Raw genomic sequence first — 25,268 nt, 5'->3', positions numbered from 1 at the left:
GAATGGTGCGATTGTTCTTGGCTTGCAGCGCACTGGGTAGTGGGCTGGGCTGCAGATTTGTTATACGCTTGGCGTATGACCATCGCCCTGCCACCAGGCGCCGACCGCATCGAGCTGATGCAGACCTTCATCCGCATCGTCGAAACCGGCAGCCTGTCTGCCGCTGCCCAGCAGCTGGGCACCAGCCAGCCCACCGTGAGCCGCCGCCTGCAGGCGCTGGAGCGCAGCCTGGGCATCAAGCTGCTGCAGCGGTCCACGCATGTGATGAAGCTCACCAAGGATGGCGAGCGCTGCTTTGACCACGCCAAGGCCCTGCTCGAAGACTGGCGCGCCATGGAGGACGACCTGCGCGGCACGGCCGACACCCCGCGCGGCACCCTGCGCGTGCTGGCGCCGCACGCCTTCGGGCAGGACCAGTTCATCGCCCCGCTGATGGCCTACCTGCGCCGCTACCCCGAGGTGGATGTGGAATGGATGCTGCACGACCGGCGCCCGAATTTCATCGCCGAAGGCATCGACTGCGCCATCCAGGTCGGCGCGGTGGACGACCCCTCCGTCGTGGCCGTGCGCCTGGCCGAGGTGCCGCGCATCGTGCTGGCCTCTCCCGCCCTAATGGCGGGCCGCGCGGTGCCAGAGCATGCGCAGGACCTGCAGCCGCTGCCCTGGCTGGCGCTGAGCACCTTCTACCGGCGCGACGTGACGCTGACCCACGAGCCCAGCGGCGAGGCCCACACCTTCGGCATCACGCCGCGGCTGGCCACCGACAGCCTGTACGCCCTGCGCAGCGCCGCACTGGCCGGGCTGGGGGCATGCATTTCATCGGCATGGATCGTGGACGGCGATGTGCGCCGCGGAGACCTGCTGCACCTGGTGCCTACCTGGCACGCGTCACCGTTGCCGGTGTACCTGGTGTACCCGTACGCGCGGTTTTATCCGGCGCGGTTGCGGCTGTTTCTGGAGGCGATGCGCGGGGCGATGCCGGGGCTGGTGGGGATGCGGGCGGTGGGCGGCGCTGTGGACTCCACCCACAACTGATCCACGCGCGCGGGCTGCTGCTCTGGCCCAGTCGACAGGTGGGTTGCTAGCCCAGGCAACGCGCACTGCTCCAGCGGGAGGACCGCCGCCTTACTTCATCGAGCTCAAACCGAACAGGTTGCCTTCGGTGTCCTGGCACAGCGTGACCCAACCGAACTCGCCGATCGAGAATTTGGGCCGCACCACCTGACCGCCCGCCGGTGCCACGCGCAATTCCTTTTGTGCACAGTCTTGCACGCTGAAGTACACCAACGTCCCGCCCGCGCCCGGCCGGCCATGGCTCGACTTCACCAAGGCACCCCCTGCGCCGTAGACCCCCATGTCGGTGGGGAAGCCCCTCATCTGCGTCTCGCCGGTCGGATCGCCGATGGCCTCCAGCTTGTGCTGCAGCACGCTCTCGTAAAAGGCGACGGCCCGGTTCATGTCGTGGACATAGATATCAAACCATCCGATTGCATTCGACGTTGCCATGTGGCGCTCCTTGTAGTTGATGACGAAGAAGCGCCCAGTCTAGAAATTTGCAGTCAGGTCGTATTGTGTAAATCAGACATCCATCACATATCGATCACACAGCGATCAGACAGCGATCAGACATCGAACCGGTCGATGTACTGGGCGGGCGTGCAGCCGGTGGCCTTGCGAAAGGAATGGATGTAGTGCGACTGGTCCGCATACAAGTCCAGATAGTGCTGCTTGAACGACTGCTGCATGCGCAGCACCTTGAGCAGGTCGTGCGGCGCAAAGCCCGTGGTCTGCTTGAGCGTGCGCTGCAGTTGCCGCGAAGACAGCCCGGCCACCGCAGCCATGTCGGCCACCGTGCGAATGTCATCCAGCCCGGCCAATATCCGCGCGGTCACGGCGTTGCTGACCACCAGCCCGGCGTCGATGAACCTCTGCAACAGGTCTGACAGAACGTCCCGCATCCCCGCAAAATCGCGGCCCGCCAGTTGCCTGCCCACGGCTACCAGCGGCAGGCTGCCCCCATACGGCGTGCCGACGAACTGGTCCGCAATCTCCTCGGGGTCGCCCTGCCACACACCGGGCAACAGCTGAATGCCCACGTAGTGGAACGACGTGCCGAGGTTGAGCATTTCATACGTGGTGCGCAGCGCGGTGACACCAGCGATGTCGGTGTCCACCTGGTTGAACAAAATGTTCACGCACGCGTCGGGAATGGCGCGCAGGTGGAAGTCCTGCGCCAGCGTGACCTCCGTGCGCAGTTCCCAGTAGCAATGCACCCAGGCGGACAGGTGCTCCGGTGGCTTTTCCACCATGTATCGGACAAAACGGACGGCTTTGTCCATGCCGTCCTTGATGGGGTCGTACATCGGGGGTAAGAAATCAGGGCTGGTGACAGTTCAAGAAGCTGGCGCCCGTCGATTCAGCCCCTCGCTATTTTTCTTCATGCCAGTTCTCCACCTTGGCGATCCATTGGTAGAAAGGGTCCGAAGCTCCCGCTTTATCGTAGCTAGGTAGAACACCCGTCAACTCGGCCGCGGTCAATGGAATGTCTGCGTCGAACTCCTGCTGGAGCCATTGCTGCAGCGCCAACGGAACGACTGGCGGCTCTGCATCATCATCCCATTCGTCAGGCTCACCGTTTTCGTGGATGAACGCCTCCATGGGCGTGAGGGGCAGGTGATCGGGCCAGCAAAGTTCTTGATAGCCGATGGCGAGCAGCCGCAGAAAGTCCACCGCGTTGTTAGCGAGCACGCCGACCATGATCGACCCGGAACCAGAACCCAGGTGCACGAAGCGAAGCTCACCCTCTTCGTCGCGCCACAACGCAGCCACACTGCCGTCGCCGCCCGTGCGGCAAAAAGGCGCCAGCCTATCGGCAGTAATGTCACTCCATCTGTCCGCCAGTTCGAGACTCACCTCTGAAGAGGTTTGCGACGGATCAATCAAGGAATAGTTGCGATCGTTCACGGGCTCTTGCGACGCAATCCAGCGAAAGTAGCGAACCAGTTCTTCCGGAGGCTGCAAGGCGGGCGGAAAAGAAGCTATCAAACGATCCACAAAATGCACGTGCCAGTCCTTTTTTTACAGATTCCACATCGGAAACGTTGCGTCGGGGGAATGTATCTTGCCAATGCCGCGAAGGGATACGAGAGCGAATGAGAACGGTGATTCGCTGTTGAAAATCCAGCCCAAGGCAATGTGAGTTGAGCAACTGCCGGATGCAGTTGCGCATCGAGTGATGCGTTTCCATCCGGCTGGCTTCACGACCGCACGGCACCAGCCTTTGCGATTCATCGCCATAGTAATGACAGTGAGCAATGGAAAAGAGCGGCACAATTACCGCTCTTATTTTGATAGCTTGTGGCCCTTACCTATCAAGCGGCAGAGCCTCATTGAATCAAAAGTCGTGGCTGCCCTGCCCTCAAGCCACGCCTCTCCACACCCCCACATCCGTGATCCCCGCCACATCCACCCGCACCGGCAAGATTCCATCCCGCGCAGACCGGTCCGCCACCGTCTGCAGCGCAGTCACATCCGCCTGCGTCACCGGCCGCGCCGCAATGGCAGCGCGCCCCGTGATGATGCGCGAGGCCTCGATGGGCAAACGCGTGAGCTGCGTGTAGACCTGCGCATACGCCTCGCGGTTGGCCAGGGCCCAGTCGCCGGCGCGGGCCAGGCGGTCCAGGTACTGCACGATAGCGGCGCGCTTGGCGGGGTCGGCCAGCGCAGCCTCGGTGGCGGTGATGAAACCCAGCGCGGTGTTGATGCCGCGCCCGTCGCGCAGGATGCGGCCGCCCTGCTGCAGGGCGATGGTGTAGTAGGGGTCGAAGATGGCCCAGGCGTCGATCTGTTTGGATGCGAACGCGGCGGCTGCGTCGGTGGGCAGCACGAACTTGACCGTCACCTCCTCGCGCTTGACGCCCGCCTCTTCCAGCGCGCCGTACAGCTGGTACTGCGAGATGCTGCCGCGGGCGGACGACACGATGACCGTCTTGCCCCGCAGGTCGGCCACGCTGCGCAGGGGCGAGTTGCCCTGCACCACGATGCCCAGCGAGTCGGGCTGGCCGGCGCGGGTCGCCACGATCTTGAGCGGGGTCTTGCCCACAGCGGCGGCCAGCACAGGCAGGTCGCCTGCCATGGCGGTGTCGACCGCGCCGCTGCGGTGCGCTTCGAACAGCGGCGCGGCGCCCTGGAAGTTGGCCCAGCGCCAGGCAAAGGGTGCGCCGTCCAGCGTCTTGGCGGCTTCGAACAGGGCACGCAGCCCGCCGGCCTGATCGCCTAGGACGAGCGATGCGGCAGGCGCCACTGCCTGTGCATGCGCGGCAGAGCCCAGGCCCAGGATGCCGGTGGCGCCCACCGACAGCGCTGCCGCCTGCTGCAGCCATTGGCGGCGTGATGTGCCGGGGCGGCTGGGGTGGCCGGCGCTGCCTGCGCCGTCACTGTCGATGCTGTGGCGGTGGCCCTCGGCGTGGTCGATGCGGCCGCTCATCACGCCGCCTTGCGCAGGGTGTGCGCCGCGTGCTCGCCGTCGCGCTCGGCGACTTTGGCGCGCACCAGGGGCAACAGCTCGCGGCCGTAGTCGATGGCATCCACCAAGGGGTCGAAGCCCCGGATCAGGAAGGTCGTGATGCCCAGGTCGTAGTACTTGAGCAGCGCGTCGGCCACCTGCTCGGGTGTGCCGACCAGGGACGTGGAGTTGGACCGCCCGCCGATCTCGCGCGCCACCGCCGTCCACAGGCGTTCGTCCACGCGGTCGCCATTGGCGGCATCGGCCAGCAGGCGCTGCGCGCCTTCGCTCTGCTGCGGGCCCACTCCGCGCGCGTAGCCCTGCTGCACGCGCAGGCGGCGGGTGTTGTCCAAGATCCGGTCGGCCTTGGCCCAGGCTTCTTCTTCGGTCTTGCCCAGGATGGGGCGGAACGAGATGCTGAAGTCCACATGCCGACCGTTGAGCGTGGCCTCCGCACGCACGCGACGCACCAGGTCGCCGGCCTGGGCCAGCGATTCGCCCCACAGCGCGTACACGTCGGCGTGCTTGCCCGCCACCTGCAATGCGGGTGCCGATGCGCCGCCAAAGTAGATGGGCACGCGCTGGCCCTGCAGGGGCTTGACCTCGGACACGGCGCCCTTGGCGCGGTAGTAGGTGCCTTCGTGGTCGAACGGCTTGTCTTCGGCCCACACGCGGCGCAGGATGGTGAGGTACTCGTCCGTGCGCGCATAGCGCTCGTCGTGGCTCAGGAAGTCGCCGTCGCGCTGCTGGTCTTCGTCCGAGCCGCCGCTGATGTAGTGCACCGCCAGGCGGCCACCGGTGTAGTGGTCCAGCGTGGCCAGCTGGCGCGCAGCCAGCGTGGGGGCCACGAAGCCTGGGCGGTGGGCCAGCAGCAGGCCGATCTTCTCTGTGACCGACGCCGCATAGGTGGCCGTGAGCAGCGTGTCGGGGCTGGACGAGCTGGCAGGCACCAGGATGCGGTCGAAGCCCGCATGCTCGTGCGCCTGGGCGAAGGCACGCACGTAGGCCGGGTCGATCGCCGGGCCCTTGCGCGGGATGGTTTCAGAGACTTCGTGCGGCTGGATCATGCCGATGAACTGGACGGGCATAGCGGGCTCCTGGGGGGGGGTAATTGGGAACGTTGGTCGGTATGGTTGAAGGGCATGATCCGCGCGGGGACGCGCGGCACCAACGAAGAAAAACGTGTTTGCAAAGTCGCAGGCCTCATAGATGGCGCGCGGCGGGTTTCGATGGAAACAAGGCTCGGTTAGAGTGACGGTCCGCAGCCGGGCAACCGGTTCGAATGGCTCACTTCACGGGATACCGGACCCGCTCTGCTCCGTTAACCAAAGCGTGGTCCATGAGCGGGAACCCAATCGAGGCTTCCATTCCATCTTCGCGAAACTGATGAGGCATCAAGATGAAGAAACGCATCATGTACATCGAAAACAAGGCGGGCGGTCTCAGCGGCGCCGCGCGCATTGGACGCGTATCTTTTTCCAGGACTGGCGCAACGGTCTACTACCAAGGCAAGGCATTCCAAAGCCTCAAAGGCAAAGGGTTCAAAGCCAACTACTTTGAAGAAGAAAGCGGCGATCACTACTGGATATCGGGACCCAAGAAGAACGGTCGAGACCGGCTTTATGCGAGCCGTGTACCGGTGACGGTGGACGAGGACGCAAGTGTCGAATACTGGTCCGTGATCCGCAAAATACCCCGCAGCACATCCTCCACAGACTCAGACCGCCCGTGATCAGTCACTGCGTTGTGGATTGTTTGCATATATCCCGCACCCGATGAAATTGCAGGAACCCGCGCAGTACCAGACCAAGGCCGCAGCCGTGTTTGCGGATGTGGCCGCCCAAGTGGCGGCAATCCTTCCGCTCGCCCGCATCGAACACATCGGTGCGTCGTCGATTGCAGGCGCCATCTCCAAGGGCGACCTGGACATCTGCGTACTGGTACCTCTGCAGGACCACGCACGCAGCGTCACCACGTTGGAAGCTGCAGGCTATGTCGTCAAGACAGACACGCTGCGCACGCCCGCGCTGTGCATGTTACTGGCGCCCAGCGCTTCCATGGACGTTGCTCTGCAGGTGGTGGCCAGCGGGTCGGAGTTCGAATTCTTCCTGCACTTTCGCGATGCCTTGCGCGCCAACCCTGACCTGGTGGCGCAGTACAACCAGCTCAAACAACGTTTTGCAACCGAGGGCATGGATCGCTATCGCGAGGAAAAGTCGCGGTTCATCGCTGGAGTCCTCCAGGGCGCGGGCACGACCGCCACGCCGAGCTGATCCGCCCCCGTCGCACGATCACTGCGCCACAGGAGACACGCACATGCCGTCCAGACCCACCACAACCACCCAGCCTGCATCGACCCTCATCGACCAGCGCATCGCCAACCTCACCGACTGGCGCGGCCCGGTGCTGGCCCGCATGCGCGCGCTTATCCACGAAGCGGCGCCCGATGTGGTGGAAGAGTGGAAGTGGATGGGCACGCCCGTGTGGTCATTGGGCGGCATCCTGTGCACTGGCGAGAGCTACAAGGCGGCCGTCAAGCTCACGTTCCTCAAAGGCGCGTCGCTGCCCGACCCGGCGCGGCTGTTCAACGCCAGCCTGGACGGCAATGCACGGCGGGCCATCGACATCCACGAGGGCGACACCGTGGACGCCGACGCTTTCAAGGCGCTCATCCGCGCTGCGGTGGCACTCAACGCCGCCAAGCCCGCAGGCAGAAAACCTTCTGCCGGCGCAAAGGCAAAGTGAAGGCGCGTGTACAGCGCCTGGGGAAAGCCGATGAGGTGACAGCCCGTCGCAGCCTGCAACGCCCCGCGCAGTAAATGCTACGTTTTCGATAGCGCCTTGCGCTTTCTGGACAAGCGGTAGCTGGCAATTTCTTCTGTTTTTTTGGTGCTTGCCCTGCGTTGTCGTTGCGAGAAAACGGGTCTGTCAGGGTTGATCCCATAGCCGTGCCTGCCCAAATAACTGTACATTTATACAGTCATTCAACCAGGAGAACGCCATGGACACCCTCGAAGCCTGCTACACGGTCACTCTGCGCGACTACCCCGAAGAACTGCCTGCCCAGCAGCGGGCGAACGCCGAGCGGCGCTATGCCAAAGAGCTGGAAAAGCAGTTCGGCGGCCCCGAGCAGGTGGCTGCAGCCCTCGACACCATGTCGAGCCTGGAAGAGTCCCCCCCAGAGATCGTCTCGCCCGGCGACCTCACCCTGCTCAAGCACTGGGGCCGCGCCAGCGTCGCCGCCAAGCAGGCGGGTTTTCGGGACCTGGGCGAAGCTGATGGTGCGTACTTTGAAGTGCGCGTGGCTTGACTTGCGCCGACAGCGACGACCGCAGTGGCAACGCTGATGGGCCCGGCAGTTGCAATCGCATCCTTAACTTGCGTCACCTTCAGCCGCGTCTTTAATTCGGTCGCGCGGACGGGCACTTTTAGGCTGCGATGCAGGGGCCGCACAGCCACACAGAATCGACCCCGTTGGTGCCTGCGTCGATTCGTGTCCAGCCTTGTTTCGACTCCCGCTGCAGCCCTGTTCCAGCCTTGTTCTTGACCGCGGTCAAGACCTAGCGGCGCTACAGGCTTTTGTCCGACAGGCCAGCGAATCGATGGATGGCGAATCAGGTGTGCAGACAGCCCAAGAATTTGTTCAGCGGGCCCTGCCCCGCCTGTTCAAAGACATGACAAGGAGCACCTCATGAACCCCATCCTCCACCCTGCCGCCGACACTACGGCACATCCTGCGGCCACCAGCACCGACACGCACATGGCGGTCGACGCAGACCTGGCAGCCCAGGCCGTCCCTGGCCACGGTGTTCCATCACAGGACCCCGACCCCGCCGCGCAGCACGCGCTGACCGACAGCGAGTCCCGCCGCGAATCGCAATCTGCCCTGATGGGCGGCGGCGTGATGGCAGGCGCCGCTGCAGGTGCTGCCGTGGGTGTCGCCGTGGCCGGGCCGGTGGGCGTGTTCGTTGGTGGTACGGCGGGCGCGATTGCCGGTGCCCTTGGCGGCGCTGCCGTGGGGCAAGTGGTGGAACCTCAGCCACCCGTTGGGACCGACTATGAGGCAGCGCAGCCACGGTCCATCGAAAGGCCCTGAACACGGCACCGGTCCACCGAGCCAGCCCCTGTAAAGCCCGCGCAACGCGGGCTTTTTTATGCGCACGGCTGAAGGCTCAAGCAGGACGAATGCGGCACATGGCAAAGAATCCTTACGCGCTGCAGGGCACTACCGGGCCGATGACATGCAACCAACGTTGGAGCTTCAATCCATCAAATCCAAGGCGCAGTTGAGCGCCGACAAGCAGTGCTGGTATGCGGCCTCTGGCTGACTTGGCCCACCGTGCCTACTTCTTCGTCTGCTCATACAACGGTCCGAAGCTCAGCTTGGTCGCCGTGCTGCCCTTGCGCGCCGACACTTCCGGCGCCAGCTCCCGGGCAGCATCGTCAATGGATTTCATGATCTTGACGGCCTGCACCAGTTCATCGGCGCTTCCTGTGCGCTCCGCGGCACGGAACATGCCAAACGCCATGTTCAAGGCTTTCTGCTTCTCGCTCAGGTCGGTGTGGGCGGTGCGGCTCACGTCGTAGGCCGTGCTGTCCGCGAGCCCTTCGATCAGATGGGCAACGTCGCTTTTCAGCAAGGTGAAGCAAGACTCTTTGCGGGTGGGGTCGGTTGCTGCCTGATAGGCATCGAGCGTGGGCAGAGAGGCCAGGATGCGGGTCGCCAATTCCTCCTGCAACGCTTTTTTTGCGGTGTCGTAAGTCTTTTCCACCAGCTTCGGGTCTTCGCCGGATTTCGGCTCGGGCCTCGGCCCGGCCGCCGGAAGGCCATAGGCCTGCAGTGTGGTGTCCAGGATGGGACCACTCAGGCTCCCCGTGGCCTGGCGAAGCACGGCGGTGATCCCGGCCTCGCCAGTGGCCGAACTGAGTTGCTGCAGCCGCTGATCTTCTGTGTGGTGCAGTGCCGCCGTGGAGGAGCCCGCGCGCTGGTTCTCCAACGCATCGCCCAGAAAGAAGTTGCCTTTGCAGACGAACAAGAAATTGTTGAGCTTGCCTGCTGTGGCCAAGCCGCGCTGGTGGTCGTCCTTGATGGGCGAGACGTCGCCCATGGCGTCAGCGAGCCGGTCCAGGGTGGCGTAGTTCTGTTGATCGGTCTTGGAGATTCGCAACACGGCCTGCACGGAGGACTGCATGGTTTCGTAGGCCACCACGTGGCGCAGGTCCTGCGCGTGGCCTTCGCCGTCCTTGCGGGAAATGACTCTGCCGATCAGGGGGGTATCCCACCTGGGCCGTTCGAGCCTGCTGCAAAGCTCTTCGGTCTTGGGCTTGTCGCGCAAAGGCGTGGCCCGGGTGGCGTCCAGCGACTCGCGCAGGGCCCATTGCAGCGCTGCACTGCTGCTCATGGGGTCGGTGGATGCCTTGACCGCACTGCCGGACGAGGACATGAGCAGCGCTTTCTTGGTGCTGGCTTCGGTGGTGGGATCGCCCCCCTCGTCTCCCCGGGCACGCTTGGTGCCTTGCGCAGTAGACGCAGTAGACGCAGTAGGCGCAGCGCCGTCGTCCGCAGGCAGTGGCGGAAAGCCATCTGGCACAACCAGCGCCATGTGGAACACCGTTGTCGACGCGGTCAACCCAGGGTCGGCCAGGTCGCCGCCCAGTTGCGTGCCGGGCATGTCGTGCGGCAACGTGCCCGGCGTGAACAGGCTGGGCACGCCCTGGGGCAAACCGCCCTGCGACGGCGACAGCGGCGCGATGAAAGGCTGGCTGATGGAGGGGAAATGGCTGGACATGGTGGGCGCCTCGACGGCTGTGCGTGAATGGGATCAGGCCCGCAGGTTCATGAACTGGCTCGACAGTGCGGGCGCGGGTACCGCAGCGGCAACGGCTGCCGTGGCAGCCCCGGCCTGCGATCCCCACAGTCGCTGGGCGAGCGGGCCGGCGCGGGCCGCCAGATTGGCGATGACGTTGGCCAGCACCGTGCCGTCCAGGCCGTTGAGTGGAAGCCGATAGCACAGGTACAGGCTCCCGTCGCCATTGGGGTGCGCGGCCACCGCGGCACCGTCGCCCTCGGCCAGGAACATGTTGTACTGCAGCGCGGCCATCACAACGGATTGGCGGGCCGCTGGGTCGGATGGCAGCGAGCCCAGGCCCGTACTGCAGACCACGTGGCGTGCATGCGCGGGCACGTCCACCACCACGGTGGCCTCCTCCGCGGTGAGCACGCCCCGGCCTTCGGCGGTGAGTGCGAAAGCTGCGTGGCCCACCAGCTCTCGCAGCTCGGCCTCCACGCGTTGTTGCTCCGGCGTCAAAAGGGTCATGCGGTGAGGCTCCAGGGTCGCGAATGGTTAAGGTGGCCGCAGTGGCAAGGCATACATCACGCCCCCCAACGGAGGGCCTTGCCGCCAATATAGGCGCGCCTGCCCAAGCAGCCCAGCAAAGAATTGCAACGTGGAATCGCGCCGCGAAGCCACCTCCGCACCGATGGCCGCCTGAAGGACGCGGGCCTGCGCGCGTGCAGGCAAGTGCACGATCGCGGTGCGAGGGCCAGACCATGCAGAATCGGCCACCGCTCCCATCATCAACCACCCGGCCGAGCACCATGGACCATAAGACGATCAAGCAACCGCCCCTGGAGCACACCCGGCACGACCCATCGACATCGGGCGAGCCGATGTCCGTGCTGATGGTCTGCATGGGTAACATCTGCCGCAGCCCCACGGCCCACGGCGTGCCGCAGAAAATGGTGGCCGACGCCGGCCTGGCGGACCGCATCCGCGTGGACTCGGCCGGCACACACGGCTACCACGTGGGCGAGCCGCCCGACCAGCGCGCCCAGGCCCACGCAGCGCGCCGCGGGTACGACCTGTCAGCCCAGCGCGCGCGCAAGCTCACCCGGCGCGACTTCAGCGACTACGACCTGGTACTGGTGATGGACGACCACAACGAACACGCCGCCCGCGCGCTGTGCCCGCCCGGCAGCGAAGACCGGCTGCGCAGGCTGACGGACTTCTGCACCCGACTCCAGGCCCACGAGGTGCCCGACCCGTACTGCGGGGGCGCCGACGGGTTTGAGCATGTGCTGGATGTGGTGGAGGATGGGTGCGAGGGTGTGATGCGCTGGTGGATGGCTCAGCGCTGAAGGGAAGGTCTGCAAAGTCCGCGGGCTTCTTGTCGCAACACGCGCTTGAAGCGGTGGTTGCGGTTGTCGCAGACATACCCCTGGGCCACCAACATGCTGCGGATGCGTTTCGTTGCGTTGCGTTGCGATGCGCATGCTGCAGTGCTTCCGACTCACGCACCAAGCCGTGTCATCGCCTTCCTGAGGATCAGCCAGCGGCCGCAAACCCGCTGACCCGGGCCACCTCGCGCAAGGCCTGCCGCGCGGCCGGCTGGCCGCTGATGCTGTCGGCCAGCACCACGCTGGCGCCGCCGTGCAGTTGGGCATACAAGGTGTAGATCTCTTCGCGCGGACCGTCGCCCAGGCTCTGGGTGTAAGCCAGGCGGATGGCCAATTGCTGCACCTGGTCCGCTGGCACCTGCTGGAACGACGTGCGCAGGCCCAGCAGCCTACGCTCCGTGCGAATGCCCTGCTGCGCGTTCAGATAGCTGCTGCGCCGGTTGCCCACCGCGAAGAGCGCCCACGCCACCGCCATACCGGCCGCCAGAAAAGCCGCCAACCGCAGGGCGGGCGGCGCTGTCGCGGACACGGCCAGCAGCAACGGCACGCCGACAAGGCACACCGTGAGGATGAGGATGCGCTGCGCGCGCCACATGCGGCCTGCAGGCTGCTCCAGCTGCGCACCGCCCTCCGCGACGGCCTGCATGGAGCAGACGGCACCGAAAGGATCGGCGCCAGGCATCCGCCCTTCATCGTCCGCCAGCACTTGCGTGCCTTGACTCTGGCCGGCGGGTGCAGGGCCTCGCTCGGCCGCATCGGCTGCATCGACCATCGGCAGCAGAAACTGCGCACGGTATCCCTGGGCCTCGTGCTCGTCGTGGATTTCAAGCCGCCACAGGATGCCCGGCTCGGTCGATGCAGGCAGGCCGTGCGGCACCTGCAGTCGCCATTGCAGGCGCAGCATGCCACTGCCCTCGTCGCTCACCCGGGCCCGCGCGCTGGCGCTCCACTCGACCTGCTCGGTGGTGTGCACTTCGTCGCCGATGCGCGTGGTGCGGTTGCGCAGGCATTGCAGCCGCGCCGCATAGCGCAGGCTGGGCCGGTAAGCGGCCCGGATATCGACATGGGCCATGAATGGCTCGCCCTGGCGGGCCGGCAGCGGGCTGAGGACCAACTGCGCATCGCCAAAGCGCTGGCGCATGCGGGCGCGCTTGTACACCGCCCGCAGCAGGCCCGCGGCGACCAGCGGAAACATCAGCACGACCCAGGCGGCAGGTTCGCCTTGCCAGGCCCGGGGCAGCACCCGCAGGCACATCCACACGCTCAGCGGCAGCGCGATGGCCGCAAAACCCGCCAGCAGCATCGTCTCCAGTTTCTGGTGGGCGGAGATGGGCCCACCCAGGCTGCCTTCCACCGGCGCAAGGCCTTGTATCGCGCCGCCGGCCACCGTCGTGGCGTAAGTGCTGGCGTTGGCGCCCCTGCGGTAGTTGCGCAGCGCCCAGGCCATCAGCGTGCCGCCCACGCCACCGAAGGCGGCGACAAAAATCATCCAGAAACCAAGCAGGTTCCAGCGAATGGTGCGGTCCAGCACCGATTGGGCCGGCTGCGCCAGGTTCACGTATGCGGTGACAGGCTCGCCCGCCTGCAGAGCCTGCTGCAACCGCACGCCCAGGCCGTAGTGGAAGTGGCCGATATCGTCGGCGCCACCGTTGATGGCGGGCCGCGATCCGGTACGGCGCACACCACCCACTTCGTAGACGTACTCGGCACGCACGCTGTAGGTGGTCTTGCGCCGGGCGCTGCCATGGGTTTCGATGGCCGCGTCCACCAGCCTTGCGGGCACCGGCTGCCAGGACCGCATGCGCCAGCCGTCATACAGCGTGGGCACGATGGCCGCGAACACAAACACCAGCGCCACGGCGGCCAGCGACAGCCCGAACAGTGCCAGCACCAGCCAGGCACGGGGCGATGCATTCTCGCGGTTCGAGGTGATCGTCTGCGGCATGGCGGTGTACCCGGTGCGTGGATGGGGTGGTGTGGACAAGCGCAGTGTAGAAAATACCCATCCGTACCGGCGGGCATTTCCACACGGCCCGCCGGGGGTCATGTGGCACGGTTACCACGCAGCGCGCCGCAGGTTGGCGCATGCATACTGCCTTTGGACCCTGCCCTGCCGACCCTGCCCGCCTTGCGCGGCATGGCAATTGCATGCTTTGAAAGGCGATGAACCAAGAGCCCAACTTCCTTGCGAATGTCCGTGAAGAACTGAAGAACGGCCGGCGCTGGGTGGACCGCACCATCGTGCTGGCCTGTGCGTGCGCGGCCGGGCTCTGCGTGGTGGCCTTCACGCTGATGGCCGATGCCGCGTTCGAGCTGTTCATGCACATCTACCACTGGCGCGGCGGCTGGGCTGTGCTGGTGTGGATGCCGGCCGTCACCGTCGCGGTCGTGTAGGCCACGCGGCGCTGGGCGCCGGGTGCGGCGGGCTCGGGCATCCCGCAGGTGATGACGGCCCTGGAGCCTGTGCTCGACGCGAACCAGCGCGGGCGCTTTGTCTCGCTGTGGCTGTCGTTCGCCAAGATCGTGCTGGCCAGCGCCGGTTTTCTGGCGGGCCTGTCCATCGGGCGCGAGGGGCCGTCGGTGCAGGTGGCGGCGGGCGTGATGCACCATGCGCGGCGGTGGTTCGACCCGCGCTCGGGCATCACGGCCCATGCGCTGCTGGTGGCGGGCGGGGCCGCCGGCATTGCGGCGGCGTTCAATGCGCCGCTGGCGGGCGTGGTGTTCGCCATCGAGGAGCTGTCGCGCAAGATGGAATCGCGCAGCAGCGGCGTGATCATCACGGCCATCGTGCTGGCGGGGCTGATGGGCGTCTCGGTGTTCGGCAACCTGAGCTACTTCGGCCGCATCCAGGTACCGCGCCTGGACTGGGACGCGCTGGTGCCCGGCCTGGCCGTCGCCCTGGCCTGCGGCGTGCTGGGCGGCCTGTTCGCCAAGCTGCTGGCGGCCTCGCTCACCGGCCGTACCGAGCGCATGTCCCGGCTGCGGGCGCGCTTTCCGCTGCGTTTTGCCGCGTGCGGCGCGCTGGTGGTGGCCGTCATCGGCCTGGTCACCGGGGGCGCCACTTTCGGCGCAGGGTCCGAGGCGGTCAAGCACATGCTGGCCGGGCAGGCCGACGTACCAGCCCTCTACGTCACCCTCAAGTTCATCGCCACGTGGCTGTCGGCCTGGCTGGGCGTGCCGGGCGGCATCTTCGCGCCGTCACTGTCCATCGGCGCGGGCGTGGGGCACAACGTGTCGGTGCTGCTGGGCACGGACATCGGCCCTGCCCTCATCGCGATGGGCATGGCGGCCTTTCTCGCGGCCGTCACGCAGGCCCCGCTCACGGCGTTCATCATCGTCATGGAGATGGTGGACGGCCACGCCATGGTGCTCAGCCTCATGGCTGCGGCGATGTTGGCCAGCCTGGTCTCTCGCATGCTGGCGCGGCCTTTGTACGAAACGCTGGCGATGGCGATGCTTCACAACCTGGCACCACCTCCGCCTGCAGTGGACCCGGCACCGCCTGCGGCCAGGTAGCCCGGCCGCAGGAAGCGCATCCAGAAGTCAGCCCGCAGCCCAGAGGCGCGGGCCGGCCGACACAGCGGCAGCTCCGCTGGCAGTCAATGCGGAAAGCCACCCCGCAGCAAACGCACCGGCTCTGCATCCATGCGGCGAATGAGTGCCTGTAGTCCATCCGCCGCGGGCGCCGCATCGCTGCCGCCACGGCTGGCCGGCGAAACGCCCCCAGGCGCTGCAGTCACGCTGGAGCGGCAGACCAGGTCGTCCTCCGACCACGCTGCCTGGCCGGGCGCTCCCCGGGCGCGCAGCCAGCCCGCACGGTCGACGATGAGCTGGTAGCCCGGCAGTTCGCCGGTCGACACGCCCAGCACCAGGGCCAATGCCTGCTGGGCGGCAGCCACCGCGTCTGCGCCGCCCTGCGGCTGGCATTCGGCATCGGCCCCCGCGGGCAGACCCGCGACCAGCGTGACCAGGCGCGGGTCATCAGCCACCGCCGGCGCACCCTGCGATGCGGCCACCACGCGCACGCGCTGGCCTGCCAGGTCACGGCTGTGGCGCACCCGCCCCTGGCGGCACGACACGGCCATGGCGGGCAGGCGCACGGGGCGGTCCCAGGTACCCGATTCGCGCAGCATCTGCCCGGCCGCATGGGCCTGCAGGTAGTCCAGCACCTCCCAGATCTGATCGTCGCGCAGCGCATCGCCCACGCCGGGCATGGTCACCACGCCGGCGCGGTTGTGCATGCCTTCGCGCACACGCCAGAAGAGTTCTCCGTCCAGCCGCTTCCACAGCAGCGCGCCGTTCAGGTTGGGCGGCCACTGCGCCAGTTGTGCGGCGTCCGGGCCTTCGCCGCGCCCATCGGTGCCGTGGCAGCGCACGCAGTGCTGCTGGTACACCGCCTGCCCGCGCACGATGCCGGTGGCTTCAAAGCCGGTGGGTGACTGGTGCAGGCTGGTGGGCACGGCAGGCGCCAGCAGCAGGTGTGCCTGCGGCCACGGGGCCAGCACCAAGAGCGCGATGGCAGCGACCCACAGCGGCATGCGGGCGCGGCGCCAGGGCAGCGACAGCCCCAGCACCAACACCGCACCGGCTGCACACAGCAGCGACAGCAGCACGCGCCGGGCGTGGCCGGCGTCCACCACCAGCATCTCTGCCGCGATGCGATGGGCGAGCGGCCAGGCCGGCTGGCCATGCACATCGGGCGCCAGGCCCAGCAGGTGCAGCAGCGCGCGCAGGCCTTGCTGCGCAGCGTGCAAGCCTTCGAGCAGGCCGTTCAACAGATCGGGAAACAAGGGGAAAAACCGGCGCTCCGTGGTTACCAGCTCGCGTCCAGCCCCAGCAGCGCCAGCGCCTCGTGGCGCAGTGCGGCCAGGCGCGGGTCGCCGCGGTGGCGCGGGTACGGCAGGTCGTTGACCAGCACCTGCTTCACACGGGCCGGCCGGTCAGAGAAGACCACCACGCGCTGCGCCATGAAGAGCGCCTCTTCCACATCGTGCGTGACCAGCAGGGCCGAGAATCCCGTGCGCTGCCACAGCTGCACCAGCTCGGTCTGCATCGTCAGCCGCGTAAGCGAGTCGAGCTTGCCCAGGGGTTCATCCAGCACCAGCAGGCTGGGGTCGTTGACCAGCGCGCGCGCCAGCGCCACGCGCTGCGCCATGCCGCCCGACAGCTGGTGCGGGAAGGCCTTGGCAAAGTCCTGCAGGCCGACCAGGGCCAGGGCTTCGTCCACCCGGTGGCGCTGCGTCTTCAAAATGCCCCGCGCCTGCAGGCCCAGGGCGACGTTGTCCCACACCGTGCGCCAAGGGAAGAGCGTGGGGTCCTGGAACACCACGATGCGCGACGGGTCGGGCTCGGTGATGGGCGCGCCGTCCTGCAGCAGCTCGCCGGCGGTGGCGGGCTCCAGGCCCGCCACCAGGCGCAGCAGCGTGCTCTTGCCGCAGCCGCTGGGGCCCAGTAGCGCGACGAATTCGCCGGGCGCAATCGACAAGTCCAGCTCGTCGATGACATGCAGCGGGCCGGCGGGCAGGTCGAACCAGTGGCTCACATTGCGCACATCGATGCGTGCGCCTTTACTTTCGGGCACATCGATGCGTGCGCCTTGACCTGCCGGCACGTCGATGCGTGCACCCTCCGGCACGGCGGGGGTTGCCACGGAACTCACCATTTCACCACCCCCTTTTGCCACGACAGCACGCGGTCGCGCAGCACGAACAGCAGCGTGATCACGCCCGAGAACAGCAGCGCCATCACGATGAGCGCCGCATACATGTTGGGGTACGCCGCCCAGCCCTGCGCCCAGGTCAGGTACCAGCCCAGGCCCGCCTTCACGCCCAGCATCTCGGCCACCACCAGCGTGGAGAACGCGGCCCCGAGGCCCATGAACAGGCCCACGAACACCTGCGGCAGCGCTGCCGGAATGGCCACGCGCAGCACCAGGAACCAGGGCGATGCGCCCAGGGTACGGGCCACGTCGTAGTAGTTCTTGTGCACACCCGCCACGCCCGACCAGGTGAGGATGGCCACGGGGAAGGCCGTGCCCAGTGCGATCAGAAAGATGGCGGTGGACCAGCTGGACGGAAAGAAATAGAAGCTCACCGGCAGCAGCGCAGTGGTGGGCACGGGGCCCAGGATGCGCAGCACCGGGTGGATCCAGTAGCTGGCCTGGCGCGACCAGCCGATCAGCACGCCGGTGACGAAGCCCGCCACAGCGCCAATGGCGATGCCCAGCGCCAGCAGACGAACCGAGGCCACGGCGCTCTCCAGCAGCCGCGCCCAGTCGGTCACGTACACCTCGACCAGGCTTTGCGGCGGCGCGAAGAATGGCGGCGGCAGCGTGCCCAGCTTGGCGGTGAACACCTCCCACACCGCCAGACCGACGGCAATGGCCACCAGCCAAGGGCCTGCAGGCCGCAGCCGCTGGCCCACCGCACCCAGCACGCGGGGCGCCAAAGCCACCACCGCCAGCGCCAACGCAATGACTGCCGCACCGGCTGCGAACTCTTCGGTAAACGCCCATTCGCTGAAACCCGCCGGCTTGTTGGGCCAGACGTAGGTCAGCACGGCCAGTGCCCCCCAGGCCATGGCGGCGGCCAGCCCTGTCCACCAGAAACGCTGTAAGGCATGGGCCGCCTTGAAGTCGGGCACGGCGGCAGGCCGGGCACTGATGGAGGCACGCGGTGATGCGCCGGGCGCAGGCAGGGGTGGTGGCGATGGCTTGGGGCTGATGCCCGGTGGTGCGCGCAGGATTTGGTCGGCAACAGTGCTCATGTCAGGTCCAGTGGTGTGGGTTCATCACGGTGAATGCTTCTTCGCCGTAGCGGTGCGTAGCGGTGCGATGGGGGCGCGGCCCATGCCAGGGCAGCCGGGCAAGGGCCGCCCCGCAGCGAGGGCTGCGTTCCCCTGCCCGCAGTGCAACGCACTGCGAGAGCGGGGGGATGGCGCGCAGCGACTCAGCGGGGTGCTCCCTGCTAAGCCAGCACGTCTGCGTACACATGCGCCGCAAAGCGCGCCGGGTCGGTCGAGGGCTTGAGCACGTTCACCAGCTTGAAGTCGCGCGCATAGAACTCGATCTCCTGGCGCAGTGCCGTGCCCACCGGGTGGCTGCGGTGCGTGAGCGTGCCCAGCACGGCGCGCAGGTCTTCCTGCGGCACTTTGGAATACGGACTGAAAATGCGCGCGGTCTCGTTGGGGTTGTCGGCCACGAAGTCCGACGCCTCGATGATGGCCCGCGTGAGCGCCGCTGCCGTGCCCTTGTCGTTGCGCACCATGGCGCCGCTCACACCCAGCACGCAGCAGGTCTTGGCGGCGTACTCGCCCGACAGGTTCGAGGCCAGGTCCACCAGGCCCTTGGTGCGGCGCTGGATGAGCAGCAGGTTGGGGTCCCCGTCGGCAATGGCCTGGGCCTCGCCCTTTTCCACGGCCAGGCCCAGCATGTCGCCGGGGAACTGGCGCCAGGTCACGTCTTTGTCGGGGTGGAGGCCGGCCTTGGTCAGCAGCACGGCAAAGAAGTTCTTGCCCGGGCTGTTGAGGTCCGACACAGCAATCGTCTTGCCCTTGAGCTTTTGCAGGCTGGTCACGCCCGCCGCCTCATACCCTACCAGCCGCGAGCAGCCGCCGTGCGAGCTGCCCACCAGCTTCACGTCGAAGCCCGACTCCAGCGGCTTGATCCAGCGGTGGATCATGCCCACGCCGGCATCGGCCTTGGACGTGGCGATGGTCTCCAGCAACTGGTCGGTGGAGCCCGCAAAGTTGATGAGCTCGACCTTGAGGCCGTGCTTTTCAAAAATGCCGCGCTCCACCGCCACGGGCGCGGCCGACAGGCAGATCGCGTTGGCGTTCCAGGCCAGCTTCACCTCGCGCAGCTTGCCGGCCGCCAGCACCTGGCTGCCCACCACGCCGGACGCTGCCACCACGCTGGCGCCACCGGCCACGCGCAGCAACTGCCGGCGCGACCACTGCGTGCCTGCTCCCCCCAGAATAGGGCCCTTGTCGTTCATGCTCTGCACCTCGTGTAATGAATAAGACCACGGTGACCCGCACCGCACTGCCCGCATTGAAGACGGCGCGGCCCGCAAAGAGAACGAAGAAAAACGGAGATGCATATGCAAAAGATTCCGCACACCCCGATGCCCGGCGCTGGTGCAATACCACCCATGAATGCCGTCGCCTCTACCGCCCTGCCGCTGCCCGCGTCCACCGCGACGCCCGCAGCCCCCGACACCGCCCGCCTGCGCCACTTCGTGCAGCAACTGGCCGCCCTGGTGGACAGCGCGCCGCCCGAGCCCGACCTGCTGGCGCGCGGCGGCGCGCTGCTGGGCGCACTGGTGGCGCACGACGACTGGCTGCCCGCTGCCTATGCGCAGCCCAGCCCCGAGCGCTACCAGCAGTACCTGTTGCATGCCGATGCGCTCGGCCGCTTCTCGGTGGTGAGCTTTGTGTGGGGCCCCGGCCAGGCCACCCCCATCCATGACCACACGGTGTGGGGCCTGATCGGCATGCTGCGCGGGTCCGAGGACTCGCAGGCGTTTGCCCGCACCGCCGACGGCCGCTGGGCGCCCCAGGGCTCGCCGCACCGCCTGCATCCCGGTGACGTGGATGCCGTGTCCCCCACCATCGGCGACGTGCACCGGGTGAACAACGCGTGGGAGGGCCAGACGTCCATCAGCATCCACGTGTATGGCGCCAACATCGGCGCCGTGCAGCGCAGCGTGTACCTGGAAGACGGCTCGGCCAAGCCGTTCATCTCCGGCTACAGCAACGCCACGCTGCCCAATATCTGGGACCTGTCCCGCAACCCCGCCGCTGCCGCCTGACCTTCCAGCACAGATCCAGCCCTCCAAGACTTTGCCCATGACCGCTCCCGCCCTGCCCCAGACATCCGTCCTCCAGGTCCGCGAGGCCCTGCTCGCCCGCCATGAAATCGCCTTGCTCGACGTGCGCGAGGAAGACCCCTTCGCCCAAGGCCACCCGCTGTTCGCCGCCAACCTGCCCGCCAGCAAGATCGAGCTGGAGGCGTTCGCGCGCATACCGCGCCGCGACACCTTCATCGTGGTCTACGACGATGGCGAGGGCCTGGCCGAACCTGCTGCGCGCACGCTGCAGGCGCTGGGCTACACCGAGGTGAGCCTGCTCGCAGGCGGCCTGCAGGGCTGGCGCGACGCGGGGGGCGAGCTGTTCATCGACGTGAACGTGCCCAGCAAGTCCTTCGGCGAACTGGTGGAGGCCGAGCGCCACACGCCCTCGCTGGCGGCTGAAGAAGTGCAGGCGCTCATCGACGCCCGGGCCGACGTGGTGGTGCTGGACGCCCGCCGCTACGACGAGTACCACACCATGAACATACCCACCGGCGTGAGCGTGCCCGGCGCCGAGCTGGTGCTGCGCGCGCAGGCGCTCGCGCCCAACCCGGCCACGCAGATCATCGTGAACTGCGCGGGCCGCACCCGCAGCATCATCGGCACGCAGTCGCTGGTGAACGCGGGCATCCCCAACCCCGTGGCCGCCTTGCGCAACGGCACCATCGGCTGGCTGCTGGCCGGGCAGACGCTGGAGCGCGGCGCCACGCGCCGCTTCGACCCCGCCGTGCATGCCGACCGCACCCGCGCCCCCGCACAGGCCCGCAACGTGGCCGACCGCGCCCGCGTGCAGCGCGCGCAGACCGCCGACCTGGCCCGCTTTGCCGCCGAGGCCCAGCGCACCACCTACCCGCTGGACGTGCGCACCCCCGAAGAGTTTGCGGCGGGCCACCTGCCGGGCTTTCGCAACGCACCGGGCGGCCAGCTGGTGCAGGAAACCGACCACACGGCCGCGGTACGCGGCGCGCGGCTGGTGCTGGTGGACGACGACGGCGTGCGCGCCAACATGAGCGCGTCGTGGCTGGCGCAGATGGGCTGGGAGGTGTGGGTGCTGGATGGTGCGCAGCCTGCCGACTTCACTGAAACCGGTGCCGTGGCCAACGCCGTGCCCGAGCCCGAAGGCCCCATCCGCTGGACCACGCCCGCGCAACTGGTTACCTGGCTGAAAGACGAAAGCCCCGGTCACACCGCCGTGCTGGACCTGACCACCAGCGCCAACTACACCCTGCGCCACATCCCGGGCGCGTGGTTCGTGATCCGCTCGCAACTGGCGCAGGCCGTGCAGTCCATTCCGAAGGCGCAGCGCTACGTGCTGACCTGCGGCAGCAGCCTGCTGGCCAAATTCGCGGCGAAGGACCTGGAGCGTTTGACGGGTGGTGCCGAGGTCCTGGTGCTGGAAGGCGGCACGCTGGCCTGGATCGCCCAGGGCCTGCCGCTGGAACACGGCGAGACGCGCCTGGCCTCGCCCCGCATCGACCGCTACCGCCGGCCGTACGAAGGCACGGAGAGCCCACGCGAAGCCATGCAGGCGTATTTGGATTGGGAGTTTGGCCTGGTCGCGCAACTGGGGCGCGATGGCACCCATGGGTTCCAGGTGCTGTGAGGGTGATGGTGACTGTGCCCGAGCACGTTTGCTACAAAATCAATAGCTTCCAGCGCTTTCTGGTCAAGCGGTAGCAGGCAATTTTGATCTGAACTTCGGGTTGCAGCCCCGCTTCAACCCGGCAGCGATTCGTAGCGCCACTGCACCTTCAACTCCAGCGACTCCCCCTGCGCCAGCGTGCGCAGCCCCGGCTGCCCGGGCTGGTGGAACGCGTCGATGGGCTGGGTGATGGGCTCGAAGCAGAACGCCGGGCCCTGCGGCGGGCGGTAGATCAGGCAGTAGTGTTCCGACGCGCCGCCGTCCCGTTCGAAGTCCGGCATGCGGGCCGTCAGTTGCAAACCGCGCTCGGGCCACTCGATGCGGGCCGTGCCGCCCCAGCCGGTGTAGGCGTTGTCGATGAGGCTGCCGTTCGCAGGGATGCCCTCGCTCAGGTTCCAGCTGTCGGGAAACTGCGCGGTGTGCTGGGTCGGTATCGGGTCGCTGCCGCTGAGCCACACGGCTTCCACCGGGGCGGTGATGTGTGTGGCCGGTGTGCGCGGGAACCACGGGTGCAGGCCCAGGCCGTACGGCATCGGCCGGGTGCCCAGGTGCCGCACCCGCAGGCTCTGGTCCAGGCCCCCATCCACCAGGCGAAAGGTCTGCACGCAGTCGTAGTCGTACGGGTTGCCGTCGAAGCGCTCGGAGCGCAGCGCCATCTCCAGCGTGTCGCTGGCCGGTTGGCTGATGGACCAGGGCTGCAGCCAGCCGTCGCCATGGATAGGGTACGGCTCGCCAGTGCGGTTGGGCTGCATGGCATGGAACTGCCCGCCGTGCGAGAACCCGCCGCCGCTGATGCGGTTGGACCAGGGCACCATCGCGAACGATGCCAGCTTGTACAGGTCGGGCGTCTGGCCGTCCCAGGGCCGCCACAGGTCGATGCGCTCGGGCGACCCGCGCGGGTCATCGACCTGCCAGGCCGCAACGCTGCCGCCCAGGGTGGGAACCAGCCCCAGGTGCTGGTTGGCGTGGTGGAGCCAGACGATGGGGTGCGTGGCTTCGGTCATGGGCAGGCTTTCTTGAAAGGCAGACGTTGAAGGGTGCACAAGGCAAGGCAGGGGAACTGCGGCCCGCTTGCCATGCTGCGCGATGCGGTGCGATGCGATGCGATGCGATGCGGTGGGGTGCAGGGCTGCACGCCGCCGCCTCGGTCAACCGCCGAACAGGTGGGCGGGCAAGCCCGCGCTGTCCACGGACACGGCGAACAGCGCCCCGGCCAGCGGCTCGGCCGCCAGCTGTGCAGGCGTCAGGCCCCCGCGCGCGGAGGTGATGAACAGCGTGCGCAAGTCGGCCCCGCCGAAGGCGCAGTTGGTGACCTGGCTCACCGGCAAGGCCACGCGGCCCAACTCGGCCGCCGTCACCGGGTCGTGGCAGGTCACGCACGAGCCGCCCCAGTGCGCAATCCACAGCCGCCCCTGTGCATCCGTGGTCATGCCGTCGGGCACGCCGTCTTCGGGCAGCCAGCGCATCCACAGCATCTTGTTCGTCAAGGTGCCCGTGGCGGTGTCGGTGTCGTAGCGGTAGGTGCAGCCTTGCACGGTGTCGTTGAAGTACATCGCCAGGCCCTGCCCCGTGCCCGACCACGTGGGGCCATTCGTCACGGCAAAACCGTCGTCATGGCGGGTACAGCGGCCATCGGGGTCGTAGCGGTACAGGGCGCCCGTGGGGGCCTCGCACGCAAAGTCCATGGAGCCCGCCCAGAAGCGCCCTTGCGCATCGCACTTGCCGTCGTTGAAGCGGTTGCCCGCGCGCTCCAGTTCGGGCTGGTGCACGTAGCGGGGCTGTTCATCGGCGGCCGGGTCGAAGAGCGCGAAACCCCGGCGCAGCGTCACGATGAGGCCCGGCGCATGGGCGCGCTCGGCCAGCGCAGAGATTTCTTCGGCAAAGGTCCAGCGCCGGTATGCGTCGCTGGCCGGGTCCCAGCGGTGCAGGTGCCGCGCGAGGATGTCCACCCAGTACAGCGCCTGTTCGCGCACGGACCACATCAGGCCCTCGCCCAGTTCCGACTCCAGCGCCTGCACGCAGCGCACCGTGCCGATGGTGGGCACTGAGAAAGCCGCAGCCTGTGGCGCGGCGGTGGACATATTGAGCTGGCTCACGCGTTGTCTCCGGTGATTGTTTTTGGCCCTGTCTGCTGCAGGGCTCTTGACGGTCGGCATCTTATCAACGCAAACTGATGCCTGTAATTTATATTTTTATCATCCATCGATACCAATATTGATATGTCACCAAATTCGACCCCCACAGCCGCCGTCCCGGGGGCATCGGCCCTGCTGCCCGACGGCCTGTCGCTCTTTCCCAGCCTGCGCGGGCGCTCGGTGTTTGTCACCGGCGGCGGCAGCGGCATCGGCGCCGCCATCGTGGCCGCGTTCGCCCAGCAGGGCGCGCGCGTGGCCTTCGTCGACGTGGCCCGGCAGGCCAGCGAAGACCTGGCGCAGCAACTGGCAGACGCCGGATTCGCCCGCCCCTGGTGGCGCGTGTGCGACGTGCGCGACATCGACGCCCTGCGCGCCGCCATCCAGGACGCCGCCACGGAGCTGGGCGACTTCCACACGCTGGTGAACAACGTGGCCAGCGACGACCGCCACACGCTCGAGTCGGTGACGCCCGCGTACTACGACGAGCGCATGGCCATCAACGAACGGCCCGCGTTCTTTGCCATCCAGGTGGCAGTGCCGGGCATGCGCAGGCTGGGGGGTGGTTCGGTGATCAATCTGGGCTCTACCGGTTGGCAGGGCAAGGGCACGGGCTACCCTTGCTATGCGATTGCGAAGTCGTCGGTGAACGGCCTCACGCGCGGGCTGGCCAAGAGCTTGGGGCAGGACCGGATCCGCATCAATACCGTGTCGCCAGGGTGGGTGATGACGGAGCGGCAGATCAAGCTGTGGCTGGACGCGAAGGGCGAGGAGGAGATTGCGCGGAATCAGTGTTTGCCGGACAAGCTGCGGCCGCATGACATTGCGCGGATGGTGTTGTTTCTGGCGTCGGATGATGCGGCGATGTGTTCGGCGCAGGAGTTCAAGGTGGATGCTGGGTGGGTTTAGGGTTACCCCCGCCCGTTCGGGTTGAGCCTGTCGAAACCTGGGCGCAGCGACCCAC

The 25,268-nt window shown here is 67.3% G+C and carries 24 protein-coding genes and 1 pseudogene; 11 read left to right on the top strand and 14 right to left on the bottom strand.

Annotated features, from left to right (window positions below; translation table 11 throughout):
- Positions 1–75: 75 nt before the first annotated feature.
- On the top strand, positions 76–1,035 hold the full coding sequence (locus tag ACSQ3N_RS11190) for a LysR family transcriptional regulator (protein WP_436146274.1): 960 nt from the start codon (positions 76–78) through the stop codon (positions 1,033–1,035).
- A gap of 90 nt (positions 1,036–1,125) precedes the next feature.
- Here ACSQ3N_RS11190 and ACSQ3N_RS11185 read toward each other — a convergent pair whose 3' ends face one another.
- The 5 genes from ACSQ3N_RS11185 to ACSQ3N_RS11165 form a co-directional block, all read right to left on the bottom strand.
- Positions 1,126–1,506, bottom strand: coding sequence for a VOC family protein (locus tag ACSQ3N_RS11185; RefSeq protein ID WP_436146273.1), 381 nt, complete (start codon positions 1,504–1,506; stop codon positions 1,126–1,128).
- A gap of 116 nt (positions 1,507–1,622) precedes the next feature.
- Positions 1,623–2,363, bottom strand: coding sequence for a helix-turn-helix domain-containing protein (locus tag ACSQ3N_RS11180; RefSeq protein WP_436146272.1), 741 nt, complete (start codon positions 2,361–2,363; stop codon positions 1,623–1,625).
- 64 nt (positions 2,364–2,427) lie between these two features.
- Positions 2,428–3,063: a hypothetical protein gene (locus tag ACSQ3N_RS11175; protein ID WP_200926906.1), complete on the bottom strand. Its 636-nt coding sequence runs from the start codon at positions 3,061–3,063 to the stop codon at positions 2,428–2,430.
- A gap of 355 nt (positions 3,064–3,418) precedes the next feature.
- Entirely contained in the window at positions 3,419–4,486 is a 1,068-nt protein-coding gene (locus tag ACSQ3N_RS11170; RefSeq protein WP_082516932.1) for an ABC transporter substrate-binding protein, read from the bottom strand.
- Complete coding sequence (locus ACSQ3N_RS11165) at positions 4,486–5,592, bottom strand: LLM class flavin-dependent oxidoreductase (protein WP_056168328.1); 1,107 nt, start codon at positions 5,590–5,592, stop codon at positions 4,486–4,488. Before ACSQ3N_RS11165 ends, ACSQ3N_RS11170 begins: the two co-directional genes overlap by 1 nt.
- Positions 5,593–5,903: 311 nt before the next feature.
- On the opposite strand from ACSQ3N_RS11165, the gene ACSQ3N_RS11160 reads away from it, so the two are divergent.
- From ACSQ3N_RS11160 to ACSQ3N_RS11140, 5 genes are all read left to right on the top strand, one after another.
- Positions 5,904–6,236, top strand: coding sequence for a 1-deoxy-D-xylulose-5-phosphate synthase (locus ACSQ3N_RS11160; protein ID WP_200926905.1), 333 nt, complete (start codon positions 5,904–5,906; stop codon positions 6,234–6,236).
- 43 nt (positions 6,237–6,279) lie between these two features.
- Positions 6,280–6,777, top strand: coding sequence for a GrpB family protein (locus ACSQ3N_RS11155; RefSeq protein ID WP_056168325.1), 498 nt, complete (start codon positions 6,280–6,282; stop codon positions 6,775–6,777).
- Between the two features lie 43 nt (positions 6,778–6,820).
- Positions 6,821–7,249 (top strand): DUF1801 domain-containing protein, encoded by a 429-nt coding sequence (locus ACSQ3N_RS11150; RefSeq protein ID WP_056168321.1) that lies wholly within the window; start codon positions 6,821–6,823, stop codon positions 7,247–7,249.
- Between the two features lie 256 nt (positions 7,250–7,505).
- On the top strand, positions 7,506–7,814 hold the full coding sequence (locus tag ACSQ3N_RS11145; RefSeq protein WP_056168319.1) for a hypothetical protein: 309 nt from the start codon (positions 7,506–7,508) through the stop codon (positions 7,812–7,814).
- Between the two features lie 450 nt (positions 7,815–8,264).
- Positions 8,265–8,600, top strand: coding sequence for a hypothetical protein (locus tag ACSQ3N_RS11140; protein WP_056169271.1), 336 nt, complete (start codon positions 8,265–8,267; stop codon positions 8,598–8,600).
- A 247-nt stretch (positions 8,601–8,847) separates the two neighbouring features.
- Here ACSQ3N_RS11140 and ACSQ3N_RS11135 read toward each other — a convergent pair whose 3' ends face one another.
- Complete coding sequence (locus tag ACSQ3N_RS11135) at positions 8,848–10,293, bottom strand: hypothetical protein (protein WP_436146271.1); 1,446 nt, start codon at positions 10,291–10,293, stop codon at positions 8,848–8,850.
- Positions 10,294–10,326: 33 nt separating this feature from the next.
- Positions 10,327–10,821, bottom strand: a complete 495-nt coding sequence (locus ACSQ3N_RS11130) for a type III secretion system chaperone (protein WP_082516931.1) — start codon at positions 10,819–10,821, stop codon at positions 10,327–10,329.
- A gap of 365 nt (positions 10,822–11,186) precedes the next feature.
- On the opposite strand from ACSQ3N_RS11130, the gene ACSQ3N_RS11125 reads away from it, so the two are divergent.
- Complete coding sequence (locus ACSQ3N_RS11125; protein WP_436147945.1) at positions 11,187–11,642, top strand: low molecular weight protein-tyrosine-phosphatase; 456 nt, start codon at positions 11,187–11,189, stop codon at positions 11,640–11,642.
- 187 nt (positions 11,643–11,829) lie between these two features.
- Here the strand turns inward: ACSQ3N_RS11125 and ACSQ3N_RS11120 are convergent, their stop codons facing one another.
- Positions 11,830–13,626 carry a DUF3592 domain-containing protein gene (locus ACSQ3N_RS11120; RefSeq protein WP_436146270.1) on the bottom strand — a complete coding sequence of 599 codons (1,797 nt, stop codon included), beginning with the start codon at positions 13,624–13,626 and terminating at the stop codon, positions 11,830–11,832.
- A 218-nt stretch (positions 13,627–13,844) separates the two neighbouring features.
- Between ACSQ3N_RS11120 and ACSQ3N_RS11115 the strand changes: the two are divergent.
- Positions 13,845–15,339: pseudogene (locus ACSQ3N_RS11115) on the top strand (chloride channel protein).
- Here the strand turns inward: ACSQ3N_RS11115 and ACSQ3N_RS11110 are convergent.
- The 4 genes from ACSQ3N_RS11110 to ACSQ3N_RS11095 all read right to left on the bottom strand — a co-directional run bounded on the left by ACSQ3N_RS11110 (position 15,281) and on the right by ACSQ3N_RS11095 (position 19,675).
- A complete protein-coding gene (locus ACSQ3N_RS11110; RefSeq protein WP_436146269.1) occupies positions 15,281–16,471 on the bottom strand; it encodes a c-type cytochrome in 1,191 nt (396 codons plus the stop codon). The pseudogene ACSQ3N_RS11115 and the gene ACSQ3N_RS11110 overlap by 59 nt on opposite strands.
- 23 nt (positions 16,472–16,494) lie before the next feature.
- Positions 16,495–17,343 (bottom strand): ABC transporter ATP-binding protein, encoded by an 849-nt coding sequence (locus ACSQ3N_RS11105; RefSeq protein ID WP_436146268.1) that lies wholly within the window; start codon positions 17,341–17,343, stop codon positions 16,495–16,497.
- Positions 17,337–18,446 carry an ABC transporter permease gene (locus ACSQ3N_RS11100; RefSeq protein ID WP_436146267.1) on the bottom strand — a complete coding sequence of 370 codons (1,110 nt, stop codon included), beginning with the start codon at positions 18,444–18,446 and terminating at the stop codon, positions 17,337–17,339. Before ACSQ3N_RS11100 ends, ACSQ3N_RS11105 begins: the two co-directional genes overlap by 7 nt.
- 200 nt (positions 18,447–18,646) lie before the next feature.
- Positions 18,647–19,675 (bottom strand): ABC transporter substrate-binding protein, encoded by a 1,029-nt coding sequence (locus ACSQ3N_RS11095; RefSeq protein ID WP_436146266.1) that lies wholly within the window; start codon positions 19,673–19,675, stop codon positions 18,647–18,649.
- Between the two features lie 156 nt (positions 19,676–19,831).
- On the opposite strand from ACSQ3N_RS11095, the gene ACSQ3N_RS11090 reads away from it, so the two are divergent.
- Positions 19,832–20,491 (top strand): cysteine dioxygenase, encoded by a 660-nt coding sequence (locus tag ACSQ3N_RS11090; protein WP_436146265.1) that lies wholly within the window; start codon positions 19,832–19,834, stop codon positions 20,489–20,491.
- A 37-nt stretch (positions 20,492–20,528) separates the two neighbouring features.
- Positions 20,529–22,133 (top strand): rhodanese-related sulfurtransferase, encoded by a 1,605-nt coding sequence (locus ACSQ3N_RS11085; protein WP_436146264.1) that lies wholly within the window; start codon positions 20,529–20,531, stop codon positions 22,131–22,133.
- A gap of 113 nt (positions 22,134–22,246) precedes the next feature.
- On the opposite strand, the gene ACSQ3N_RS11080 is transcribed toward ACSQ3N_RS11085, so the two are convergent.
- Complete coding sequence (locus ACSQ3N_RS11080) at positions 22,247–23,176, bottom strand: aldose 1-epimerase (RefSeq protein ID WP_436146263.1); 930 nt, start codon at positions 23,174–23,176, stop codon at positions 22,247–22,249.
- A gap of 144 nt (positions 23,177–23,320) precedes the next feature.
- Entirely contained in the window at positions 23,321–24,253 is a 933-nt protein-coding gene (locus tag ACSQ3N_RS11075; protein ID WP_436147944.1) for an SMP-30/gluconolactonase/LRE family protein, read from the bottom strand.
- A gap of 138 nt (positions 24,254–24,391) precedes the next feature.
- Between ACSQ3N_RS11075 and ACSQ3N_RS11070 the strand changes: the two genes are divergently transcribed.
- Positions 24,392–25,213, top strand: a complete 822-nt coding sequence (locus ACSQ3N_RS11070) for an SDR family NAD(P)-dependent oxidoreductase (protein WP_436146262.1) — start codon at positions 24,392–24,394, stop codon at positions 25,211–25,213.
- The last annotated feature ends 55 nt before the right edge of the window (positions 25,214–25,268 follow it).

This window comes from Acidovorax sp. LjRoot194 (genome assembly GCF_964253015.1).
Taxonomy (GTDB): Bacteria; Pseudomonadota; Gammaproteobacteria; order Burkholderiales; family Burkholderiaceae_C; genus Acidovorax.
This window is presented reverse-complemented; position numbering and strand designations above follow the sequence as displayed.